Genomic DNA, 21,120 nt, shown 5'->3' with positions numbered 1-21,120 from the left:
TTTAACCCGCATGTTTCGAGTGATCGGGTCAGATAAGGGGTGCGCGTTGACGACAATGTTTGCCAGAAAAGCCCTTCTGGAGAATGGATGGGCAGAAAACGTCCGCTTAGAGATGACCTCCGGCCTGATCAGCGCCGTTGAGACGGGCGGGCCTTCTCCGCGGGATGCAGAGATTGTTGAGATTGCGGTTCCGGGAATGCCCAATCTCCATAGTCACGCCTTTCAGCGCGCCATGGCGGGCCTTGCCGAAGTCCGCGGACCATCCAGTGACAGTTTCTGGAGCTGGCGAACTGTTATGTATGATTTTGCGCTGTCGATGAACCCCGACGATATCGAGGCGGTGGCAGCACAACTCTATATGGAGATGCTGGAGGCGGGCTTCACTCGTGTCGGCGAGTTCCATTATCTGCATCATGCCCGCAACGGCAGCCACTACGACAATATCGCCGAGCACGCGGAGCGGATAGCAGCCGCAAGCCAGTCCTCTGGCATCGGCCTGACATTGCTTCCAGTATTTTATGCGCATGCCGGGTTTGGTGGCGAAACGCCATCGGACGGTCAGCGCCGTTTCATCAATTCGATCGACAGTTTTGAAAAACTCGTCCAGGCCTGCCAGGGCTTGGTCGCAGGTGTTCCTGGTGCCAATCTCGGCCTTGCCCCGCACAGCCTGCGCGCAGTGACACCAGAAGAACTGTCACATCTTGAGCAGATGGCGGGCGACGGGCCAATCCATATTCACGTGGCTGAGCAGACCAGAGAAGTGGACGAATGTGTTGCTTGGTCCGGCAAGCGTCCGGTCGAGTGGCTGTTGGATAACGCCAGGATCGATCAGCGTTGGTGCCTCATCCATGCGACACACATGACCGATGCTGAAACGCGTGAGATGGCTGCGAGTGGCGCCATCGCCGGATTGTGCCCCATCACCGAGGCCAATCTCGGGGATGGGATTTTTCCAGCGGGCGCATTTTTGGCGGCTGGCGGCGCGTTCGGGATCGGCTCGGATTCCAACATATCGATCTCCGTCGCTCACGAACTGCGCCAGTTGGAATATTCGCAGCGCCTTGCAGCAAGGGCGCGCAATGTCATCGCCGATAAGGGGCATTCGACGGGAGCCAAGCTCTTTAGCGGAGCCATGGCCGGCGGTAGTGCAGCATTGTCCACAAAGGCTGGCCTTGCAGTTGGCGCGAGCGCCGACATCGTCGCGCTCGATGCGGGCCAGGCATTGCCAACTGGTCCAGACCAGCTCCTCGACCAATGGATTTTTGCCGATGGCGTGAAAATTGACAGCGTCTGGTCTCGCGGTAAGAAGGTCGTGGCGGACGGAGCGCATATTGATCGCGAACGGATTTCGGATCGCTTCCGCGAAACTATGGCTGCCTTGATGAACGGGCATTCAAACCACTAAAGCCGGGTTCTCCGGAAACTCGAAACGAAGGGCAACGATTGGCGTGACGAACAGGAAGTCCCAGACGGGCCTGACCCTCCATCAAAAAATCCTTTCCGATATCGAGCACAAGATTGTCTCAGGCGATTGGCCGCCGGGCTACCGTCTGCCTTTCGAAGTGGATCTGGCAAAATCCTACGATGTCTCGCGCATGACCGTAAACAAGGTCATGACGCAACTCGCGGGCGCCGGCCTCGTCGAGCGTCGGAAGAAGTCGGGCACCTTTGTTGCCCAGCCCCGGGCGCAGTCTGCGATCCTGGAGATTTCGGACATTGAAGTAGAGGTCAGTGCCCTCGACCTTCCCTATTCATTCTCTGTCCTGTCCTCGGTCGAGCGAGCGGCCGCCGCAGCCGATATCACTCGGTTCGAGGTATCGACCGGTGACAATCTCCTGCAGATCAAATGCGTGCATTTTGCCGGCACAAAACCGTTCTGTCTTGAAGAGCGGCTGATTAGTCTGGAAACGGTACCCGAAGCGCGCCAAGCGTCTTTCGAAGGGGCGGCACCCGGTCAGTGGCTGCTGAAACAGGTTCCCTGGAGCGCCGCCGAGCACAAGATCCTGGCAGTCACCGCGACGCCGGAAACGGCCGGTTTGCTGGAGATACCCAAGGGCGCGGCCTGTCTGGTGGTGGAGCGACGCACCTGGAGCGAAACAGGGCCTGTAACCTTCGTTCGCATCACCTATCCCGGCGACAGCCACACCATCATTGCCAATTTCCGTCCGGCATCGATCAACGCGACTTGAGAGTGGCAAGGGCAAGTTTCAGGCAGATATTCGAAGCTTAAAGATTAAGCGCTTGCTTGAGTGTCAGACCGTCGCCGACACGCAGATCCAGATCCGCTTCGATATGGCCGATGTGATGGAGCATCAATTCTGTGGCAAGCGAGACATCGCCGGCCTCCAGCGCATCCAGCACTCTGGCATGATCGTCGTGACCGCAACTGGAGACACCGGTGCGGCCATAAAGCGCAATCACCAGCGACGAACGCGCAACCAGTTCGTCCATGAACTTTTCAAGGATGGCATTGCCTGCCACGCGCGCCAGCATCAGGTGAAAATCACCGGACGCCTTGATCTCCGCACGGCGCGCAGCCGCACCCCGTTCGGTCTTGTAGCGCTCCTCTTCCTCAAGATGTGTCCGGAAGCCTTTGATATCCTCCGCTGTGATCCGTTCAGCGGCGGCAGATACGATCCCGGGCTCGATCAATCTGCGTGATGCGAAAACCTGCTGCGCTTCGTCAGGCGTGGGGTTGGAAACGAAAGCACCTCGATTGCGCTCGGTTTTTACCAGGCCTTCAAAAGTCAGCATCTGCAAGGCGTAGCGAACAACCGTACGGCTCACATCGAACAGCGTGCCCACTTCCGCCTCAGACAGTTTCGTCCCCGGTGCCAGGCGCCGGTCCACGATGGCATCACGCAGCGAATCCCGGATCGCTTGCGCGCGGTCTTCCTGGTTGGCGTCGATAGTCAGCTGGCTGTTCGGCGTTATGTTCATAGGTCAATCCGTTCCTGGCCCTTTCTAGCGCCAATGACGCGCAAAGAAAATATGAACGGAGCTCAATGAGGCAAAATGATTGTCAACAATTGACGATAACTTTCGTATGCAATCGCATAAAATTTATGCATGCACATCGGCTGTTAAAAAGTACGCATTCTACCCGAATACAAATAGATCATGAATCCAATAGCTTATCCTGCAGTGCACAAACTGGCACGCGGCATGCATGTAACTTTGCGTTGAAACAGGGTTCAGACATGACGAAAGCTGCCGAAATCGACATTGCCGCCGTTTCGAAAATATACGGAACAACGACCGCGGTGCACACGATCAGCCTGAAGATCCCGGCTGGAAGCTATTGTTGTCTGTTGGGGCCGTCCGGTTGCGGCAAGACGTCGACGCTCAGAATGATCGCCGGCCACGAAAGTGTCTCTCACGGTGACATCCTGCTGGGCGATACGATCGTCAATGATCTGCCGCCGGCCCAGCGCGGGACTGCGATGATGTTCCAGTCCTATGCGCTCTTTCCCCATGTTGATCTGATCGACAATGTTGCCTTCAGCTTGAAAATGAAGGGCGTAGAAAAGGATCAGCGGCGGCGTGAAGCAATGGAAATGCTCAAGCTCATGCAACTGGAGCCCTATGCGTCCCGTCGTCCGGCACAGTTGTCCGGTGGACAGCAGCAACGCGTCGCTCTGGCCCGCGCGCTTATCACCAGGCCTCAGGCCCTTTTGCTGGATGAGCCCTTGTCGGCACTCGACCCGTTTCTGAAGATCCAGATGCGCGCGGAGCTCAAGAAGCTTCAGACATCCCTCGGCATGACCTTTGTCCACGTCACCCACAGCCAGGAAGAGGCGATGGCATTGGCCGATCTGGTCGTGATCATGAACGACGGGCGCATTGAACAGGCGGCCAGCCCCCGCACGGTCTTTGAGAAGCCCGCCACCGCTTTCGTTGCCCGTTTCATGGGCACCCACAATGTCGTCTCGGGCCGGATCGTCGATCGAAGTGACAATGGGATTACGGTGGAGGTGAATGGAGGAGGCCGGATTGTCGCTCCCGGCAAAGTCTCGCCATCCGAGCAGTCCGCAGACATCGCCATTCGCACCGATCATGTCCGCATCGGTGAAAGCACGATCCCGGGTCTCGGCTTTTCCGGTTTCGTGTCCCTCGTCGAAGACCTCGGCGCCACGGTCAAGATTTCCGTCACCGGCGCCGGCATCGATGACTTCACCGTCATTCTGACGGATGCCGATTTTTTTGCAAAGCCGGTGAAGGTCGGCGATGCCGTGCCGCTTTCATGGTCGGAGGCGGATGCGATCATTCTTGGTCGCGTGAAGAAGTGAAGATCAAGACGAACAAACATAAAAGGAGAACAGCGCATGACTGAGACGAAGAAAACCAAGGGCATTTCCCGCCGCAACCTTTTGAAGACGGCATCCGCTGTTGCCGGCGTCGCCGCCGGCTCGGGTGTCATCACCGGTTTCCCGACTATCTGGGCCCAGAACCCGATCACATTGCGCCAGTTCGGCACGGGTGTTTCTAACATCAACGCCATCGCTGACAAGTGCAAGGAAGACCTTGGCATAACGCTTGAGATGACGGCAACGGATTCTGACGCTGCGGCCCAGCGTGCAGTCACCCAGCCGAATTCTTATGACATTGCCGACATCGAGTATTGGATCCTCAAGAAGGTTTATCCGACCGGTGTGATCCAGCCCATGGATGTCACCAAGCTCAAATATTACGACAAGGTCGTCCCGCTGTTTAAGAATGGCAAGCTCAAGGAAGACAGCGTCATCGCCCAGGGCACCGCGCCGCACACGGTCGGTTTTGTGGAAGGCCCGGGTGACAAGACATTTGCTGCCGGTGAGACTGGTTGGTTCACCATGATGCCGACCATCTACAATGCCGATACGCTCGGCATCCGCCCGGACCTCGTCGGCCGCGAGATCACTACCTGGGCCGATATCATGGACCCGGCGTTCAAGGGCAAGACCTCGATCCTCAATATCCCGTCGATCGGTATCATGGACGCTGCCATGATCATGGAGGCTATGGGCAACATCAAATACGCAGACAAGGGCAACATGACCAAGGAAGAAATCGATGCCACCATCGACTTCCTGATCAAGGCCAAGCAGGACGGCCAGTTTCGCGCCTTCTGGAAGTCCTTCGACGAATCCGTCAACCTGATGGCATCAGGCGAAGTCGTCATTCAATCCATGTGGTCGCCGGCCGTCGCTGCAGTTCGCTCCAAGGGCATCGCCTGCAAGTACCAGCCGCTCAAGGAAGGCTACCGCTCATGGGGCGGTGGTCTGGGTCTTGCATCGCACCTGTCGGGTGCCCAGCTCGATGCCGCCTATGAATATATCAACTGGTACACATCCGGCTGGGTCGGTGGCTATCTCAACCGTCAAGGCTATTACTCGGCCTGCATGGACACGGCCAAGGACCACATGAGCGCCAACGAATGGGGCTACTGGATCGAAGGCAAGCCAGCCTCAGACGATATTCTGTCACCCGAAGGCAAGGTCATGGAAAAAGCCGGTGCCGTGCGTGATGGCGGCTCGTTCGAAGAGCGCATGGGCCATGTTGCATGCTGGAACTCGGTGATGGACGAGGACCGCTACATGGTCCGCCGCTGGAACGAGTTCATCGCTGCGTAATATCTCCTTCCCCACGGGGAAGGGTGCCACGCGCCGTGGATGGCGGGCGTGGCGCGATCAGCCAAAGCTTGGCTTCTCCCCCGACGGGGGGGAAGCCGGCAGATCAGACGTGCGTCGCTTGCTGCGGCAGGAAATATAGCGAGGACAGATCATGACCACAGTGCGCTTCATCGGCGTCGGCGAGCAAAAGCCAAGGCGGCGGATCCGCATTCCCGGCTGGTTGACCTCCTATATCCAATCCACGCCCCTGGCACTGATCCTGGGCTTTTTTCTGCTGCTGCCGATCTTGCTGATCGGCGTCGTCAGCTTCTGGGACTACGATTTTGCCCAAATGTATCCCGATTTCGTGACCTTCAACTATGTTGAAACGCTGGGATCCTGGATCACCTGGAAGACCTATCTCAATACGTTGAAATTTGCCTTCATCGTCTGGGCGATCACGCTGTTTATCGGCTTTTGGGTCGCCTATTTCCTGGCCTTCCATATCCGCACCTCGACCATGCAAATGGTGATGTTTCTCATCTGCACGGTACCCTTCCTGACATCCAACATCATCCGCATGATTTCGTGGATACCGGTTCTGGGGCGCAACGGTCTGGTCAACAGCACGCTGGTAAACGCCGGCATCATCCCCAGGCCGATCGAATGGTTGCTATATTCCGATTTTGCCGTCGTGCTGGCCATGGTGCATCTCTATACCCTGTTCATGGTCACGCCGATCTTCAACACGCTGATGCGGATCGACAAGGCGCTGATCGAGGCCGCGCGCGATGCCGGTGCGACCAGCTTCCAGATCCTGACCAATGTCATCATCCCGCTGGCAAAGCCGGGCATGGCCATTGGCACGATATTCGTCGTCACTCTGGTCATGGCGGACTTCTCAACCGTTCAGGTCATGTCGGGCGGACAAAGTGCCTCTGTGGCACTGATGATGAAGAACCAGATGTCTCTGCTGCAATATCCCGCCGCAGCGGCCAATGCTGTCGTTCTCCTCATTCTCGTGCTTTTGATGGTGGCAGCCATCCTGCGCGTGGTCGATATCCGAAAGGAACTCTGAGATGTATGGCGAGAAGCGCTCACGCGAATTCTATGTTCTGGCGGTATTCTTTACGATCTTCGTGCTGTTCCTTTACGGTCCGCTATCGGCGATCCTGATCCTGTCGTTTCAGGGGCCGAATGGGGGTCTCACCTTTCCGCTCAATGGCGTCTCTCTTCACTGGTTCGCCAACCTGTTTGAACGTCAGGCCGTCGGAGATTTCGGAGGCTCCTTTCGCCGCTCCTTTGCACTCGGCCTGATGGTCATGATCACCACCGTTGTCGTCTCTCTCCTGGCGGGCCTTGCCTTTCGCCGCAAGTTTCGCGGCGCATCGGCCCTGTTTTATCTCTCCGTCGCAAGCCTTGTCGTCCCGTCAATCATCATCTCGCTTGGCATCGGCGTCCTCTTCAGCCAGCTCGGTTGGCAACCTGCCTGGTATTCGTCCGGTTTCGGTGCCCATCTGACATGGACTTTGCCTTTCGGTGTCCTGATCATGTTTGCAATCTTCAATCGGTTCTCGCCAAGCTATGAGGAGGCCGCACGCGACCTGGGCGCAACCTCCTGGCAGACATTCATCCATGTCGTCCTGCCAATGATCACGCCAAGCCTGATCGGCGTCGGCCTGTTCGGCTTCACTCTGTCTTATGATGAATTTGCCCGTACGCTGCTGACCTCCGGCACCTACAACACGCTACCGCTTGAAATCTACGGCATGACGACGAATGTCACCACGCCGGTTCTCTATGCACTCGGCACCGTCACCACGCTCTTTTCCTTCATTGTCATTGGCGGCACGCTGGGGCTGATCGTCTATCTGAACCGCCGCCGTGCGCGCGGGTGAGGACTGACATGGATCTGCTAGTCGTAAATCCGAACACCACAAAGAGCATGACGGCGACAATTGCGGATGCGGCTGATCGTGTGCGAAATCCCTCGACAAGGGTAACGTCCGTCACGTCCTCAATGGGGCCCGTCTCGATCGAAGGTTATTACGACGAGGTCTTTGCGGTTCCAGGTCTTCTTCTCGAGATAGCCAAGGGTGAGCGACAAGGCGCGCAAGCCGCAATCATCGCCTGTTTCGACGATACCGGGCTGGATGCGGCGCGCGCTATGGCGAATATCCCGGTAGTGGGAATCTGTGAGGCGGCATTGGCGACAGCTGCCTTTATCGCCCAGCGGTTTACAATTGTCACAACCATGGAACGCTCCCGCCTACCGCTCGAACATCTCGTTCAACGCTACGGTATGACAGGGCGTTGCAATGTGCGTGCCGCCGATATTCCAGTGCTGTCGCTGGAGGATCCGCAGTCGAATGCGCGAGACAGGCTACGAAACGAAATCGATGCGGCGCTCCGCGAAGACAGGGCCGAAGCAATCGTGCTGGGCTGCGCCGGAATGGCGGATCTCTCCATCGAGCTTCGAAAGGAGTTCGGCGTGCCGGTCGTCGATGGCGTTGCCGCTGCCGTCAAGCAGGCAGAAGCACTCGTCGCCCTTGGCCTTTCGACGGCAAAGCGCGGTGCCTATGCAAGTCCGGTACGCAAGACCTATAGTGGTGCTCTCCGAGACTTTGCGCCTGACATAATGGTTGGATAATGACCGAAAAAATTGAGGTTCGTGTCGCCGACGCGGATGAAGTTGCTGAGCTTTTGCGCTGGGCAGGAACCGAAGGCTGGAACCCGGGCTTGGGCGATGCCGAAGCATTCCGTGCGGCCGACCCTCAAGGATTTCTCGGCTCATTTGTTGATGGTAGACTCGCCGCCGGTATCTCCGCCATCCGCTATGGCGAATGCTTCGGCTTCATCGGCCTCTATATCTGCCATCCGGACTTCAGGGGCAGGGGCCTTGGTATGAAGGTCTGGAATGAAGGAATGGAACGGCTCGCTGAGCGTACTATAGGTCTGGATGGAGTGCCGGCCCAGCAAGCCAACTATTCAGCCATGGGTTTCAACACGGCCTATACCACCGCACGCTGGAGCGGTCGGTCCCAGACGACACATCCGCAGAACTTGGAAGGCGTCGTTCCATTCCAGGCAGCGATGGCCAATGCAGTTGAAGCCTTCGACCGGCGGTTCTTTCCGGGACCACGCAGGCATTTTCTGGATGCCTGGCTTTTGCCACCGCATCGGACGTTCCTCGTGGAAACCGGTGGTCAGCTTCGTGGCTATGCGGTGGTGCGGCAATGTCTGGACGGGTACAAGCTAGGCCCGCTTTTCGCCGAGGACATTGATATAGCGATCCGCCTATTCAACGCCTGTCACTCGATATCCAAAGGCGCTGAATTGCATCTGGATGTGCCAGATCGTCAAATTCAGTTTAGCCAATTTCTCGCAAGTGTCGGCTTTACCAGAGGTTTCGAGACCGCCCGCATGTATCGCGGAGCAGCCCCGGTAATCGAGCAAACGGGTGTTTTTGCAATAACGTCTCTGGAACTCGGTTAAACGCCTGTTTCGCGCTCTAGAGATGGTTGCTCACGCTTCTGGGTTCCCCACCAGAGCACTGAACCTCGAGAAAAACTCGCCAGCAAGCTTCTTTGACGTCGAATCGATAAGCCGGCTACCGAGTTGCGCGATTTTGCCGCCCACTTCAGCCTTGACGGTATAGGTCAGGATCGTGGCGTCGGGCCCGTCTTCTGCAAGGGCAACATCTGCACTGCCTTTGGCAAATCCGGCAATGCCGCCCTTGCCTTCACCCGCGATAGTATAGGAATGGGGTGGATTGAGGTTCAGCAATTCAACGGCCCCGTCGAACTTGGCCTTGATCGGCCCGATCTTCAAGACAACCTTCGCCGCCATGGTTGATTCCGACGTTTTCTCGAGATTTTCGCATCCCGGAATGGCTTGGCGCAGGATTTCGGGATCGTTCAAACCCGTCCACACTATTCCAATCGGCGCCTCGATACGCTCGCTGCCGTTCATATCCATTGTTTTTCCTCCCTCGACGTCATCGGCCTGACTTTCCGCCAAATCCATTAGACGAGCCGCATTGTTTCACTGCCATCGAAGAATAGGCAAGCGATAAACGTGCCGAGGAGAGATGCTAGACGAAGACTGGTTGATCGACGCGGTCGTCGGAGCCAAAAAACTTGATGTAGCGCTCGACTTCGGCCGGATCGCCTGTCGCCTTGCGGGGATTGTCAGACAGTTTGACTGCTGGTCGGCCGTTGGCTTCCGATACCTTGCAGACGATCGAAATCGGGTTGAGGCTTGCCATTTCCTGCGGTGCGCAGCCGACGAAGTCATTGGTGAGGTTCGTGCCCCAGCCAAAGCTCATGCGTACCCGGCCTTCGAAATGTTTGTAGGTATCGATGATCGCATCGACATCCAGGCCATCGGAAAAGATCAGCAGCTTCTGACGGGGGTCGCGTCCCATCTTCTTCCACCAGTCGATGATCTTTTCACCACCCTCGATCGGCGGCGCGCTGTCGGGACGGAAACCGGTCCAGTCGGCAATCCATTCAGGCGCATTGCGAAGAAAGGAGGCTGTGCCAAAGGCATCGGGCAACACGATCAACAGGTTGCCGCCGTAAAGTTGGTTCCAGTCTTTCAATACGTCATAAGGAGCAGCTGCAAGCTCCGCATCCGTACGTGCAAGCGCTGCCGAAACCATCGGCAGTTCATGGGCATTGGTTCCGACGGCCTCAAGGTCTGAGTCCATGGCAAGCAACACATTGCTCGTGCCGGTAAATGCCGGCCCGATGCCTTCCTTCAGCGCCTCGACGCACCAGCGCTGCCACAGGAAGCTGTGTCGACGGCGCGTACCGAAATCGGAAATTCGAAGCCCTGGCAAATCCTTCAGACGTTCAACCTTCGCCCACATCTTGGCTTTCGCCCGCGCATAGAGAACATCGAGCGTAAAGAAGCCCAGCGAGCGCATGGCAGCGCGGCTGCGCAACTCATTGATGATCGCCAGGACTGGAATTTCCCACAGCGTGGTTTCCATCCATTTGCCATGGAAGCGCAGCTCGTACTGACCGTCGTGGCGGGTAAGCTCATAGTCGGGGAGCTGTAGATTGGATAGCCAGTTGAGAAACTCCGGCTCGAAGATTTGCGAGCGACCATAGAAGGTATTACCGGCAAGCCAGATCATTTCCTTCTTTGTCAGTCTCAAGGTGCGCACATGATCGAGCTGCTCACGCAGCTCCTGCTCGTCGATTTCATCCGCCAGGCGGACTGTCTTTGTACGGTTGGTGACCTCGAACGTGGTGTCCACCGTCGGGTAGAGCTTCCAGATCATCTGCAGCATGAGAAGCTTGTAGAAATCCGTGTCGATCAGACTGCGGATAATAGGATCCAGCTTCCAGGTGTGGTTGAAGACGCGGCGTGCAATATCGGTTTTCGTCATCGTATTCGCCGCCCGTCTTGCTTTCTCATGCATTTATGACCGACCCAAACGCATGCGGGCGGCCCATCGGTCGCCCGTTATCGAAAAATATCGAAGCAAAGTCCATAGCGCGATCGCAACGATGCGTCAGGACAAATTGCAGCCGTCAGTTAGCGCCACCCGGCTCAACTGTACTGGCAGCGGACGGTTGATTAATGGAGCCTGAGCCATCGGGAACCTGCGACTGCCCCCACCATTCCGCAGGAACCCAGATCAGCATGGCTATAGCCAGACCGGCCAGAAGCACGATCAGAACCCGACGCCCGCGCCGAGCCTGACGAGCGTCGACTGCCGAAAGCGGCTCCTCTCGTTGTTCATCACGGCCGTGGATTGGATCGTCGTTATGGCTGACCATATGCGTCTCCTTCAATGTCCTATTTCTGCTCAATGCCCTTTTTGGGGCCTAAGCAAACTCAAAGGAAAAACGGTAGGCTGACGCTATTGTTCCAAATGTCGTAAAACGCTCAATAACCGGCCTCCCTGTCGACCACATGTTCAAGCGGCTCGCCGCGCTCATAGCGGGCAATCTGTTCTTCGACATGGACGAAAAGAGCGCGAACATCGGATGACGCCGCCGCGTGCGGCGTGATGATCACATTCTCGATGTCCCAGAGGGGGCTCTCGGCTGGCAGCGGTTCGGCTTCAAACACATCGATCGAGGCACCGCCCAGAACGCCATTTTCCAGCGCAAAAATGATGTCAGCTTCAATCTGGCTGCCGCCACGACCGGCGTTCATGAAAACAGGCTTGCCGAGCGCGCCGCCTTGCTTGAGCTTGGCAAATAGTGAGCGGTTATAAAAACCTCGCGTCTCTTCGGTGAGGGGCAACAAGCCGACGAGAAAATCGGTGTGTGCGAGAAACGCGTCCAGGCCATCTGAATCGAATGTCTCGATGCCGTCGATATCTTTCTTCCCGCGTGACCAGCCGATGACGTTGAAGCCCATGGCCTTCAGCTTTCTTGCAGCATCAATGCCGAGGACACCGAGACCCATGACACCGACTGTGACGTCGCAAGCTTCCGGCTGCCCGTCGAGTTCATGAAAAACATGCTCGCGTTGCTGCTTGCTATAGGCTGTCACCTGCCGAAGATGAGACAGGCATTGAAGCACTACCCATTCGCTCATCCGGTCGGTGAGGCTGCGATCGACAAAGCGGACGATTGGAAGGTCGGGCAGTTCATATGCTGTCAGGATATGGTCGACGCCGGCACCGCCTGAGAAAATCACCTTGAGGTCCGGCATCTTCTCGAAAAGTCTTTGATCGGGCTTCCAGACGACCGCGTAGTCCACGTTGGAGAGATCGCGACCTTGATTGGCCTCGTCGGCCATGTTGATGACGTCGCGCTCTGCGAATGCAGACTGCAGAGCTTCAGAAATCGAGTTCGGTGTAAATTTCAGATCAATGACAATAGAACTCGGCGCGGACATGCGACCTCCTGGTCGATACGGGATAAATTATTGGCTGATGCCGTCAATTTCGACGGCTTTGATGTCAAAGGCGGCGGCCATCAGAGCGCGGGTATATTCCGCCTTGGGCGCTGAAAAGATCTCTGAAGACGGCCCTTGTTCCACCACCTTGCCCATCCGCATCACGATCACTTCGTTTGCGAGCGCGCGGACGACCTTCAGATCGTGGCTGATGAACAGGTAGGCGAGGTCATGCTTCGCCTGCAGATCGCGCAACAGATCGACAACCTGCGCCTGCACACTCATGTCAAGCGCTGAGGTTGGCTCGTCAAGCATCACGAAACGGGGTTTCAGCACCATGGCACGCGCAATGGCGATGCGCTGCCGCTGACCGCCGGAAAACTCATGCGGATAGCGCCAGCGGGTGGACGTATCCAGTCCGACCTCGTCGAGTGCCCAACAGACGCGCTGATCGCGCTCAGCAAAGCTCAGGCGCGGCTCATGGACCTTCAACCCCTCCGCAATGATTTCCCCCACTGACATGCGCGGGCTGAGCGAGCCATAGGGATCCTGGAAGACCACCTGTAGCCGGTCGCGCAGTGGTAGCATTTCCTTGTAGGCGAAGGAGCCGATGTCGTTGCCGAGGAATGTGATACGCCCTTTGGAAGCGATTAGGCGGGCAAGGGCAAGGCCGAGTGTCGTCTTGCCCGAGCCGGATTCGCCAACGACGCCGAGCGTCTCGCCGGCTCGAAGCTCCAGATCGATGCCGTCAACGGCTTTGACATGGTCGGTAACCTTGCGCAGCAAGCCTGTCTTGATCGGAAACCAGACCCGCACATCCTCTGCGCGCATGACGACAGGTTTTGTTTCGTCAGCCAATGGCGGTTCGCCGCGTGGCTCCGATGCCAGTAGATGTCTTGTGTATTCGTGCTGCGGATTGGCGAAGATCTCCTCAACGGGACCACTCTCAACGATCTTGCCCTTCGTCATGACGCAAACGCGGTCGGCAAATTTGCGCACGATGCCGAGATCATGGGTGATGAACAGCATCGACATCCCGTGCTCGCCCTTGAGCTGGCGCAGCAGTTCCAGGATCTGGGCCTGCACGGTCACATCGAGCGCAGTCGTCGGCTCGTCTGCAATCAAGAGCTTCGGCCGGTTTGCCAGCGCCATTGCAATCATCACACGTTGGCGTTGTCCGCCGGACAACTCGTGCGGATAGGCTTTGAGGCGTTTTTCCGGCTCACGGATTCCGACTTGGAGCAACAATTCGAGAATGCGTGCTCGCGCCACCCGCCCCGTGAGACCCTGGTGAAGGAGGAGGATTTCGCCAATTTGCTTTTCGATGGAATGCAGCGGATTGAGCGAGGTCATCGGCTCCTGAAAGATCATCGTGATGGCGTTGCCACGGATCTGTCGAAGCTCGGCCTCCTTGATCCGCATCATGTCGCTGCCCTCGAACGAGATTTCGCCCGAAGGGTGGCTGGCAGAGGGATAGGGCAGGAGCTTGAGGATCGAGTTGGCTGTGACAGATTTGCCAGAGCCGGATTCTCCGACCAGTGCCAGCACTTCGCCCGGACAGATGTCGAACGACACGCGATCGACAGCCGTCGTCGTTGTCCCCCCCTGTTCGAAGGCGATTGAAAGGTCCTTGACGGAAAGAAGCGGTGTCTTGCTCATTTGAAGGCCTTCCTCGGATCGAAGGCGTCGCGCACCGCCTCGCCGACGAAAATGAGGAGCGAGAGCATGATCGACATGGTGAAGAAGGCCGTGAGCCCCAGCCAAGGAGCCTGCAGATTGCTTTTGCCCTGAGCAATCAACTCACCGAGCGACGGCGACCCGGGTGGCATGCCGAAGCCAAGAAAGTCGAGCGAGGTAAGCGTCGTGATCGAACCCGACAGGATGAACGGCAGGAAGGTCAGAGTGGCCACCATCGCATTGGGCAGCAGGTGACGATACATGATCGTCCAGTTGCCGACACCGAGCGCGCGTGCCGCATTCACATATTCAAAATTTCGGGCGCGCAAAAACTCTGCCCGGACGATGCCGACAAAACTGACCCACGAAAACAGCAGCATGATGCCGAGCAGAATAAAGAATCCGGGCGGCAGGATCGCTGCGATGATCAGCAGGATGTAGAGCACCGGCATCGACGACCAGATCTCGATGAAGCGCTGCATCAAGAGGTCGGTCAGGCCACCGAAATAGCCCTGCATGGCGCCGGCTGTGACGCCGATAAAGGCCGAGGCGATGGTGAGAATAAGCCCGAACAGCACCGAAATCCGGAAACCATAAATCATCCGCGCCGTCACATCGCGGGCCTGATCGTCGGTTCCCAGCCAGTTCAGGTTTCCAACCACGCAGTCAGGATCGTCAACCCCCTCAGGATAGCCGGAACAACGTTCTGTCTTGTCCATCAGCCAGAAGGGCGCAGTCGGTGCGGAATGCGGGATGTTGGAATTTACCGTGCGGTAAGAATAGCGGATGGGCGGCCACACCATCCATCCATTGGCTTCGATCTCGTCGCGGATAAAGGGCGAGCGATAATCGGTGACGGCCAGAAAACCGCCGAATTTTTCTTCCGGATAGTCGACCACCACCGGAAACAGGATTTCTCCGTGGTAGGAAACGATCAGCGGCTTGTCATTGGCAATGAACTCGGCAAACAGGCTGAGACCAAACAAGACAAGAAAGATCCAGAACGACCAATAGCCACGTCGATTGGCCTTGAAGTTGGCAAGCCTGCGCCGATTGATGGGAGAAAGCCACATTTTACGCGGCGGTTTCTGTCCTGCGACCGTATCCATTCCCACCATCTCAGACATCCCTGCGCTCGAAATCGATGCGGGGATCGATCCAGGTGTAAATGAGATCGGAAACAAGGCTGACGACAAGGCCCATTAGCGAGAAGATGTAGAGGGTGCCGAACACGACCGGATAATCGCGGTTCACGACCGAAAGGTAGCCGAGACGACCGAGGCCATCGAGCGAGAATATGTTTTCGATCAAAAGCGAACCGGTGAAGAAGGCGGAGATGAATGCCCCTGGAAATCCGGCGATCACGATCAGCATGGCATTGCGGAAGACGTGGCCATAGAGCACCTGCCGCTGGTTCAGACCTTTGGCCTTGGCGGTCACGACATACTGCTTCTTGATCTCCTCGATGAATGAGTTCTTGGTCAGCAGCGTCGTGGTTGCAAAGGCCGATAACGACAGCGCGATCAGGGGCAGGGTCAGGTGCCAGAAGTAGTCGATGATCTTTTCCCACCACGACAGACTGGCAAAATTGTCCGAGGTCAGGCCGCGCAATGGAAACCAGTCGAAAAATGAGCCGCCAGCAAACAGCACGATCAGCAGAATGCCGAACAGGAAGCTTGGCACCGCGTAGCCGATAACGATGATCGCAGACGTCCACACATCGAAGGTCGATCCGTCCTGCACCGCCTTCTTGATGCCAAGCGGTACCGAGATCGCATAGGAAATGATCATAATCCAGATGCCGAGCGAAATCGAAACCGGCATCTTGTCCACAATGAGATCGATGACCGAAGTATTGCGGAAGAAGCTCTCGCCGAAATCGAAGCGGATGTAATTGCCCATCATCTCCAGAAAACGCGTCAGCGGCGGCTTGTCGAAGCCGAATTGTTTTTCCAGCTTTGCGATCAAATCGGGATCGAGACCCTGAGCGCCCCGATATCTGGAGTTCAGATCTTCCGCGCCCATCTGGCTGCCCAAAGCATCGCCACCGCCAGACAGCCTCTGGTCGGCGCTGTCGCCCTGGCCGGTGAGCTGCGCGATGACCTGTTCCACAGGGCCGCCGGGTGCAAACTGGATGACCAGAAAGGAAATGCCCATAATGCCGACCATTGTCGGGATCATCAAAAGCAAACGCCGAAGAATATAGGCGCCCATTAGACGAGGCTCCCCGAGATGTTGCCATCAAGCCCAAGGCTGGTGCGCCGAAAAGCGCTCAATCCGCATTCTCCAGTCATATGATGCCTGCCTCATTCAGGCAGGTCTGATTCGTGTCGCACATTGGTATCTGCTTGAGCTTGTGACGCAAGCCCCCGCCTATTGAGCGTCCGGTTTGACCCACCAGATATCCGGAAACCCAGTCGCATACGTTGGCAGTTCTGCTGGGTGAGCAAGCTTGCTCCAGTAGGCAATCTTGACCTCACCGGAGTAAAACAGGGGGATCACATAATGATGCGCAAGCAGTACCCGGTCGAGCGCCCTCACGGCTGCGACTTGTTCATCTCTGTTGGGCGCAAATGTGATCATCTTGATCAGCTTGTCGACGGCTGGATCTGAAATCCCGGCATAATTGCGCGAGCCGTGCCGATTCACCGATTCCGATCCCCAGTAATTGCTTTGCTCATTCCCCGGATTCATGGTCTGGCCCCAGACCACCCAGATCATGTCGTAGTCGAAATCGCGGATTCGATTGATATATTGCGATGAGTCGACTGTCCTGACGCGCGCGTCGATGCCGATTTTTCTGAGGCTGTTTGTATAGGGCAAAACCGAACGTTCAAGCGAAGGACTGCTGAGCAGGATCTCGAAACTCATCGGCTTGCCGGTCTTGGTATTGACCATCTGGGTGCCCTTGAGTTCCCAGCCGGCCTCCTTGAAAAGCGCAATCGCCTTTCGAAAATTGTCCCGCACCTTTTGCGGGTCACCGGCGACGGGGTTCTTGTAAGGTGTCGTGAAAACCTCCGGCGGAACCTCATCCTTGAGGTTTTCCAGGATCTCCAGTTCGCGGCCTTCCGGCAGCCCCGACGAGGCAAGCTCGGTGCCCCAGAAGAAACTGTCGACGCGCTTCAAACCGTCATAGGCAAGGTTCTTGTTCAGGTCCTCGAAATCGAATGCATAGTTCAGCGCGTCCCTGACGCGCGCATTCTTGAAGAGATCGCGCCGCATATTCGGCACCATGGCCTGCATGATGCCGGTCGCGCGGAAGGGATTGGGAAGCGCCTCGCGGATGACACGCCCATCCTTCACGGCATCGAATTCGTAGCGGGTTGCCCAACGGCTTGAGCTGTTTTCCTGATAATAGTCGATATTGCCGGCGCGAAACGCTTCGAACTCCACTTCAGGATCTGAAAAATAGGTGTAGGTGATCGCGCCGATATTGTTCTGGCCTACATTAACCGCAAGGTCCTTGCCCCAATAGTCGTCACGCAGTTCATATCGCAGGATTGATCCCGGTTTGACTGAGGCGAGCTTGTAAGGGCCGGACCCCATCAGCGGTTCCAGTGTAGTGCGGGAGATGTCCCGCTGTTTGCCATCGGCATCTTTGGCTTCCCACCAGTGCTTGGGAACAATCGGAAAGTCTCCGACGATCAATGGCAGTTCCCGATTGTTCTTCTCGTCGAAGGTGAATTTTACCTCATTCGCACCACTCTTTTCGGCTGATACGACATGGCGATAATAGTCGGAAAACAGTGCGCTATGTTCTTTCGCGTTATTGAAGCTGAAGACAATATCATCCGGTGTCACCGGCTCACCATCAGCCCATTTCGCTTGCTCGCGCAGCTTGAATGTCACGGACGAGACGTCTGCTGGGAAGGAAAAGGACTCGGCAAGCAGGCCGTATGAGACGTTAATCTCATCTTGGGAGGGCACCAGAAGTGTCTCGAACACATTTGATGTCCCGGTTCCGGGCGTACCCCGGTCGATCAGCGGATTGAGGTTGTCGAAAGTGCCTTCCTCTGAAAGCCTGAGTTCGCCGCCCTTCGGCGCCGTTGGATTTACATAGTCGAAATGTGCAAAATCATCAGGATATTTGGGTGCCGCAAGGAGTCCGTAGGAATGGCGAAATGGAGCGTCTGGTTCCTGAGCCGAAACGATGCCTGGCGCAGCACCCAGCGCCATAAGTGGCAAAACCAGAAGCAGTCCCATTCGAGACAGAGCCATATTCAAATCCCTGTGTGTTGTTTTTGTTCGTGACACAAGGATAGGCAAAACTTTGACAAAATACAGCCACGCATCGCCTGTATCCGCCTTATCAATTCACGATCCGGTCATTTCGCGGTAATTTGCGTGCAAATCGGTGGGCAAAGACCGAAAGTCCGCAATCAGGAGCATTTCAGGTATGGCAGCGAAGATATCCCGGACTTGGGCAGGCGCATTGGCCGCTATTGTCGCCATGATTGCGATGAACCCTCCGGCTTTCGCGGACGGCAAGCCCGCCAAGGCATTGTTCGGCGCCGAAAAACTGCCAACGCAAGCCTCGCCCTCATCCTTTGGATTCTATTCCAAGGGCTGTGTTGCCGGAGCCGTGGCTATTCCGACCGACGGTCCGACCTGGCAAGCGATGCGGCTGTCGCGCAACCGTCGATGGGGCCACCCCGAACTGATCGCATTGCTGGAGAGGCTGTCGCAGGATGGCGCCAAATATGACGGATGGCCGGGGCTGTTGCTGGGCGATATTTCGCAGCCACGCGGCGGACCCATGGTATCGGGACACGCCTCCCATCAAGTGGGACTCGACGCCGATATCTGGCTGACACCGATGCCGCCACGAACCTTGACTGCGAATGAGCGTGAGACGATTTCGGCAACCTCGATGTTGAAGAAAAATGCGCGACTGACCGTCGATGATCGAATCTGGACGCCGGCCCATGCCCGCATCATCATGCGGGCTGCAAGCTATCCTCAGGTCGAGCGCATTTTCGTCAATCCGTCGATCAAGAAGAAGCTTTGCGAGACATGGACGGGCGACCGCAGCAATCTCGGCAAGGTGCGCCCCTATTACGGCCACGATTACCATTTCCATGTGCGGATCAAATGTCCCGAAGGATCTCCCGGTTGCAAGGCGCAGGCGGCAGTCCCGGCAGGCGATGGTTGCGGTAAGCCGCTTGCCTGGTGGTATAGCGATGAGCCCTGGGCTCCAGCGAAAAAAGATCCAAACGCAAAGCCAGCTCCCAAGCCAAAGCCGATGCAGGTTTCCGATTTGCCAAAGGCCTGCTCGGTCGTGCTTGAGGGTAAGGCAGCCTCCAGCGAGGCTGCCGCAACGTTCCGGGGCGGATCGGGTATGGTTTCCTACTCGGCTTCATCGTCTCCCGCAGCTGCACAATACGACGTGATGTTGCCCGCCGTGGTCCCGCTGCCGCTGCCGCGCCCGATGCAGCAATGACGGCGCGCCACCGCTTTTCAATCAGGTCTGATCTGATATAGAAGGCACTCAAATCGATTTAAAAGGTATGGGGCCAATGTCATCATCCGCTGCCGAGAAACGCTGTGTCGCGCTGATCGCGCATGATCAGAAAAAGGATGATCTCGCCGATTTTGCGCGCCGTCATGAAGCCAGATTTGCCGGTTGGCGCATCGTTGCGACAGGCACGACAGGTGGTCGCATCAAGGATGCCTGCCCCTCCCTCGATGTGACCCGCATGAAAAGCGGCCCTTTGGGTGGCGACCAGCAGATCGGGGCGTTGATCGCCAACGGCGAAATCGAGTTGTTGATCTTCTTTGTCGATCCGCTGACCCCGATGCCGCATGACGTCGATGTGAAAGCCTTGATGCGCCTGGCGACGGTCTACGACATCCCCATGGCGCTCAATCGTGCCTCCGCAGAATTGATGATGAACGTCGTTTGATCCCAGAAACCGAAATCACCGCCAAGAGTACCGGCCATGCCCATGCAACATGATAACGACCAGCCGACGTTTCCGATCCTGATTGGCGACATCGGTGGAACGAATGCCAGGTTCTCGATCCTGATCGATGCCTATGCCGAGCCGACGCAATTTCCAAATGTGCGCACGGCCGATTTCGCCACGATCGATGAAGCGATTCAGGTGGGTGTGCTGGACAAGACCTCCTTGCAACCCCGCTCGGCCATTCTGGCGGTTGCGGGGCCCATTCGGGGCGATGAGATTCCGCTCACAAATTGCGACTGGATCGTTCGCCCGAAGCAGATGATTTCCGGTCTTGGCTTCGAAAATGTGCTGGTTGTCAACGATTTCGAAGCGCAGGCTCTGGCAATTGCCACGATGCCTGATGAATACCGCGAGCCAATTGGCGAAAACGTCACCGGCAAGCAAGCCTCTCGTGTCGTTCTGGGGCCAGGTACGGGACTTGGAGTCGCCGGTCTTGTTTATGCACAACACCGCTGGTTTCCCGTTCCGGGCGAGGGCGGGCATGTGGATGTGGGGCCGCGAAGCAGACGCGATTTCGAGATCTTTCCCTATCTGATTGCCATCGAGGGTCGCATTGCGGCTGAGCAGTTGTTGTGTGGCCGAGGCCTCGTCAACATTTATCAGGCGGTCTGCAAGGCCAATGGTGAGGAGCCGACATGGACCGATCCAGCGGACGTCACCGGCCATGGTCTGGCAGGAACGGATCGCAACGCGGAAGAGACCCTGTCACTTTTTGTCACCTATCTTGGCCGCCTTGCCGGAGACATGGCGCTGGTCTTCATGGCCCGAGGCGGCGTTTATCTTTCGGGCGGTATTTCACAGAAGATCATACCGGCTTTGAAGAAACCGGAATTTCGAGCCGCTTTTGAAGACAAAGCCCCCCATTCCGCCATGATGCGCACGATTCCGACTTTCGTGGTCACGCATCCGCTGGCCGCATTGTCCGGCTTGGCGGCCTATGCCCGAACGCCATCCGACTTCGGTTTGGCTGTAGACGGGCGTCGATGGACCCGTGCGTGAATATCAGCCTCTGCTGTTTTCTA

20 protein-coding genes are annotated in these 21,120 nt (G+C 56.9%); 11 read left to right on the top strand and 9 right to left on the bottom strand.

Going from position 1 to position 21,120, the window contains the following annotated elements:
- The first annotated feature begins 46 nt into the window (after nt 1-46).
- The gene (locus tag ACQQ2Q_RS07635; protein ID WP_428186404.1) at nt 47-1,405 is read left to right on the top strand and encodes a formimidoylglutamate deiminase; all 1,359 of its coding nucleotides are present in this window, start codon (nt 47-49) and stop codon (nt 1,403-1,405) included.
- Between the two features lie 43 nt (nt 1,406-1,448).
- A complete protein-coding gene (hutC, locus tag ACQQ2Q_RS07630; protein ID WP_428186403.1) occupies nt 1,449-2,189 on the top strand; it encodes a histidine utilization repressor in 741 nt (246 codons plus the stop codon).
- Nucleotides 2,190-2,226: 37 nt separating this feature from the next.
- Here hutC and ACQQ2Q_RS07625 read toward each other — a convergent pair whose 3' ends face one another.
- Nucleotides 2,227-2,940: a GntR family transcriptional regulator gene (locus tag ACQQ2Q_RS07625; RefSeq protein WP_428186402.1), complete on the bottom strand. Its 714-nt coding sequence runs from the start codon at nt 2,938-2,940 to the stop codon at nt 2,227-2,229.
- 260 nt (nt 2,941-3,200) lie between these two features.
- On the opposite strand from ACQQ2Q_RS07625, the gene ACQQ2Q_RS07620 reads away from it, so the two are divergent.
- The 6 genes from ACQQ2Q_RS07620 (at nt 3,201) to ACQQ2Q_RS07595 (ending at nt 9,086) form a co-directional block, all read left to right on the top strand.
- Nucleotides 3,201-4,289, top strand: coding sequence for an ABC transporter ATP-binding protein (locus tag ACQQ2Q_RS07620; protein WP_428186401.1), 1,089 nt, complete (start codon nt 3,201-3,203; stop codon nt 4,287-4,289).
- A gap of 36 nt (nt 4,290-4,325) precedes the next feature.
- Entirely contained in the window at nt 4,326-5,612 is a 1,287-nt protein-coding gene (locus tag ACQQ2Q_RS07615) for an ABC transporter substrate-binding protein (RefSeq protein ID WP_428186400.1), read from the top strand.
- A gap of 151 nt (nt 5,613-5,763) precedes the next feature.
- Nucleotides 5,764-6,669: an ABC transporter permease gene (locus ACQQ2Q_RS07610; RefSeq protein ID WP_428186399.1), complete on the top strand. Its 906-nt coding sequence runs from the start codon at nt 5,764-5,766 to the stop codon at nt 6,667-6,669.
- 1 nt (nt 6,670) lies between these two features.
- Nucleotides 6,671-7,489 (top strand): ABC transporter permease, encoded by an 819-nt coding sequence (locus ACQQ2Q_RS07605; protein WP_428186398.1) that lies wholly within the window; start codon nt 6,671-6,673, stop codon nt 7,487-7,489.
- Between the two features lie 8 nt (nt 7,490-7,497).
- Complete coding sequence (locus ACQQ2Q_RS07600) at nt 7,498-8,241, top strand: aspartate/glutamate racemase family protein (RefSeq protein WP_428186397.1); 744 nt, start codon at nt 7,498-7,500, stop codon at nt 8,239-8,241.
- The gene (locus ACQQ2Q_RS07595) at nt 8,241-9,086 is read left to right on the top strand and encodes a GNAT family N-acetyltransferase (protein WP_428186396.1); all 846 of its coding nucleotides are present in this window, start codon (nt 8,241-8,243) and stop codon (nt 9,084-9,086) included. The genes ACQQ2Q_RS07600 and ACQQ2Q_RS07595 overlap by 1 nt, the downstream gene beginning before the upstream one ends.
- 30 nt (nt 9,087-9,116) lie before the next feature.
- Here the strand turns inward: ACQQ2Q_RS07595 and ACQQ2Q_RS07590 are convergent, their stop codons facing one another.
- From ACQQ2Q_RS07590 to ACQQ2Q_RS07555, 8 genes are all read right to left on the bottom strand, one after another.
- On the bottom strand, nt 9,117-9,569 hold the full coding sequence (locus ACQQ2Q_RS07590) for a CoxG family protein (protein ID WP_428186395.1): 453 nt from the start codon (nt 9,567-9,569) through the stop codon (nt 9,117-9,119).
- Nucleotides 9,570-9,684: 115 nt separating this feature from the next.
- Nucleotides 9,685-10,989, bottom strand: a complete 1,305-nt coding sequence (gene pncB / locus ACQQ2Q_RS07585) for a nicotinate phosphoribosyltransferase (protein ID WP_428186394.1) — start codon at nt 10,987-10,989, stop codon at nt 9,685-9,687.
- Nucleotides 10,990-11,134: 145 nt separating this feature from the next.
- Nucleotides 11,135-11,383, bottom strand: a complete 249-nt coding sequence (locus tag ACQQ2Q_RS07580) for a hypothetical protein (protein WP_428186393.1) — start codon at nt 11,381-11,383, stop codon at nt 11,135-11,137.
- A gap of 109 nt (nt 11,384-11,492) precedes the next feature.
- On the bottom strand, nt 11,493-12,455 hold the full coding sequence (locus ACQQ2Q_RS07575) for a 2-hydroxyacid dehydrogenase (RefSeq protein ID WP_428186392.1): 963 nt from the start codon (nt 12,453-12,455) through the stop codon (nt 11,493-11,495).
- 27 nt (nt 12,456-12,482) lie between these two features.
- On the bottom strand, nt 12,483-14,114 hold the full coding sequence (locus ACQQ2Q_RS07570) for an ABC transporter ATP-binding protein (protein ID WP_428186391.1): 1,632 nt from the start codon (nt 14,112-14,114) through the stop codon (nt 12,483-12,485).
- A complete protein-coding gene (locus tag ACQQ2Q_RS07565) occupies nt 14,111-15,241 on the bottom strand; it encodes an ABC transporter permease (RefSeq protein WP_428186514.1) in 1,131 nt (376 codons plus the stop codon). The genes ACQQ2Q_RS07570 and ACQQ2Q_RS07565 overlap by 4 nt, the downstream gene beginning before the upstream one ends.
- A gap of 10 nt (nt 15,242-15,251) precedes the next feature.
- On the bottom strand, nt 15,252-16,346 hold the full coding sequence (locus ACQQ2Q_RS07560; RefSeq protein ID WP_428186390.1) for a microcin C ABC transporter permease YejB: 1,095 nt from the start codon (nt 16,344-16,346) through the stop codon (nt 15,252-15,254).
- 159 nt (nt 16,347-16,505) lie between these two features.
- Nucleotides 16,506-18,350 (bottom strand): extracellular solute-binding protein, encoded by a 1,845-nt coding sequence (locus ACQQ2Q_RS07555; RefSeq protein ID WP_428186389.1) that lies wholly within the window; start codon nt 18,348-18,350, stop codon nt 16,506-16,508.
- Between the two features lie 178 nt (nt 18,351-18,528).
- Here ACQQ2Q_RS07555 and mepA point away from each other — a divergent pair, with 178 nt between their 5' ends.
- The 3 genes from mepA (at nt 18,529) to ACQQ2Q_RS07540 (ending at nt 21,097) form a co-directional block, all read left to right on the top strand.
- On the top strand, nt 18,529-19,572 hold the full coding sequence (gene mepA, locus ACQQ2Q_RS07550) for a penicillin-insensitive murein endopeptidase (protein WP_428186388.1): 1,044 nt from the start codon (nt 18,529-18,531) through the stop codon (nt 19,570-19,572).
- Nucleotides 19,573-19,648: 76 nt separating this feature from the next.
- Nucleotides 19,649-20,035, top strand: coding sequence for a methylglyoxal synthase (locus ACQQ2Q_RS07545; RefSeq protein ID WP_428186387.1), 387 nt, complete (start codon nt 19,649-19,651; stop codon nt 20,033-20,035).
- Nucleotides 20,036-20,071: 36 nt separating this feature from the next.
- Entirely contained in the window at nt 20,072-21,097 is a 1,026-nt protein-coding gene (locus tag ACQQ2Q_RS07540; RefSeq protein ID WP_428186386.1) for a glucokinase, read from the top strand.
- The last annotated feature ends 23 nt before the right edge of the window (nt 21,098-21,120 follow it).

The sequence above is a fragment of the Agrobacterium sp. ES01 genome (genome assembly GCF_050320885.1).
GTDB lineage: Bacteria > Pseudomonadota > Alphaproteobacteria > Rhizobiales > Rhizobiaceae > Allorhizobium.
This window is presented reverse-complemented; position numbering and strand designations above follow the sequence as displayed.

Coding starts and splice junctions, on each gene's coding strand:
- ACQQ2Q_RS07615 (WP_428186400.1), top strand. CDS start 4,326: ATGACTGAGACGAAGAAAACCAAGGGCATTTCCCGCCGCAACCTTTTG.
- ACQQ2Q_RS07545 (WP_428186387.1), top strand. CDS start 19,649: ATGTCATCATCCGCTGCCGAGAAACGCTGTGTCGCGCTGATCGCGCAT.
- ACQQ2Q_RS07610 (WP_428186399.1), top strand. CDS start 5,764: ATGACCACAGTGCGCTTCATCGGCGTCGGCGAGCAAAAGCCAAGGCGG.
- ACQQ2Q_RS07625 (WP_428186402.1), bottom strand. CDS start 2,940: ATGAACATAACGCCGAACAGCCAGCTGACTATCGACGCCAACCAGGAA.
- ACQQ2Q_RS07540 (WP_428186386.1), top strand. CDS start 20,072: ATGCCCATGCAACATGATAACGACCAGCCGACGTTTCCGATCCTGATT.
- pncB (WP_428186394.1), bottom strand. CDS start 10,989: ATGACGAAAACCGATATTGCACGCCGCGTCTTCAACCACACCTGGAAG.
- ACQQ2Q_RS07595 (WP_428186396.1), top strand. CDS start 8,241: ATGACCGAAAAAATTGAGGTTCGTGTCGCCGACGCGGATGAAGTTGCT.
- ACQQ2Q_RS07565 (WP_428186514.1), bottom strand. CDS start 15,241: ATGGATACGGTCGCAGGACAGAAACCGCCGCGTAAAATGTGGCTTTCT.
- ACQQ2Q_RS07600 (WP_428186397.1), top strand. CDS start 7,498: ATGGATCTGCTAGTCGTAAATCCGAACACCACAAAGAGCATGACGGCG.
- ACQQ2Q_RS07590 (WP_428186395.1), bottom strand. CDS start 9,569: ATGGATATGAACGGCAGCGAGCGTATCGAGGCGCCGATTGGAATAGTG.
- ACQQ2Q_RS07580 (WP_428186393.1), bottom strand. CDS start 11,383: ATGGTCAGCCATAACGACGATCCAATCCACGGCCGTGATGAACAACGA.
- ACQQ2Q_RS07620 (WP_428186401.1), top strand. CDS start 3,201: ATGACGAAAGCTGCCGAAATCGACATTGCCGCCGTTTCGAAAATATAC.
- ACQQ2Q_RS07575 (WP_428186392.1), bottom strand. CDS start 12,455: ATGTCCGCGCCGAGTTCTATTGTCATTGATCTGAAATTTACACCGAAC.
- ACQQ2Q_RS07570 (WP_428186391.1), bottom strand. CDS start 14,114: ATGAGCAAGACACCGCTTCTTTCCGTCAAGGACCTTTCAATCGCCTTC.
- ACQQ2Q_RS07560 (WP_428186390.1), bottom strand. CDS start 16,346: ATGGGCGCCTATATTCTTCGGCGTTTGCTTTTGATGATCCCGACAATG.
- mepA (WP_428186388.1), top strand. CDS start 18,529: ATGGCAGCGAAGATATCCCGGACTTGGGCAGGCGCATTGGCCGCTATT.
- ACQQ2Q_RS07555 (WP_428186389.1), bottom strand. CDS start 18,350: ATGGCTCTGTCTCGAATGGGACTGCTTCTGGTTTTGCCACTTATGGCG.
- ACQQ2Q_RS07605 (WP_428186398.1), top strand. CDS start 6,671: ATGTATGGCGAGAAGCGCTCACGCGAATTCTATGTTCTGGCGGTATTC.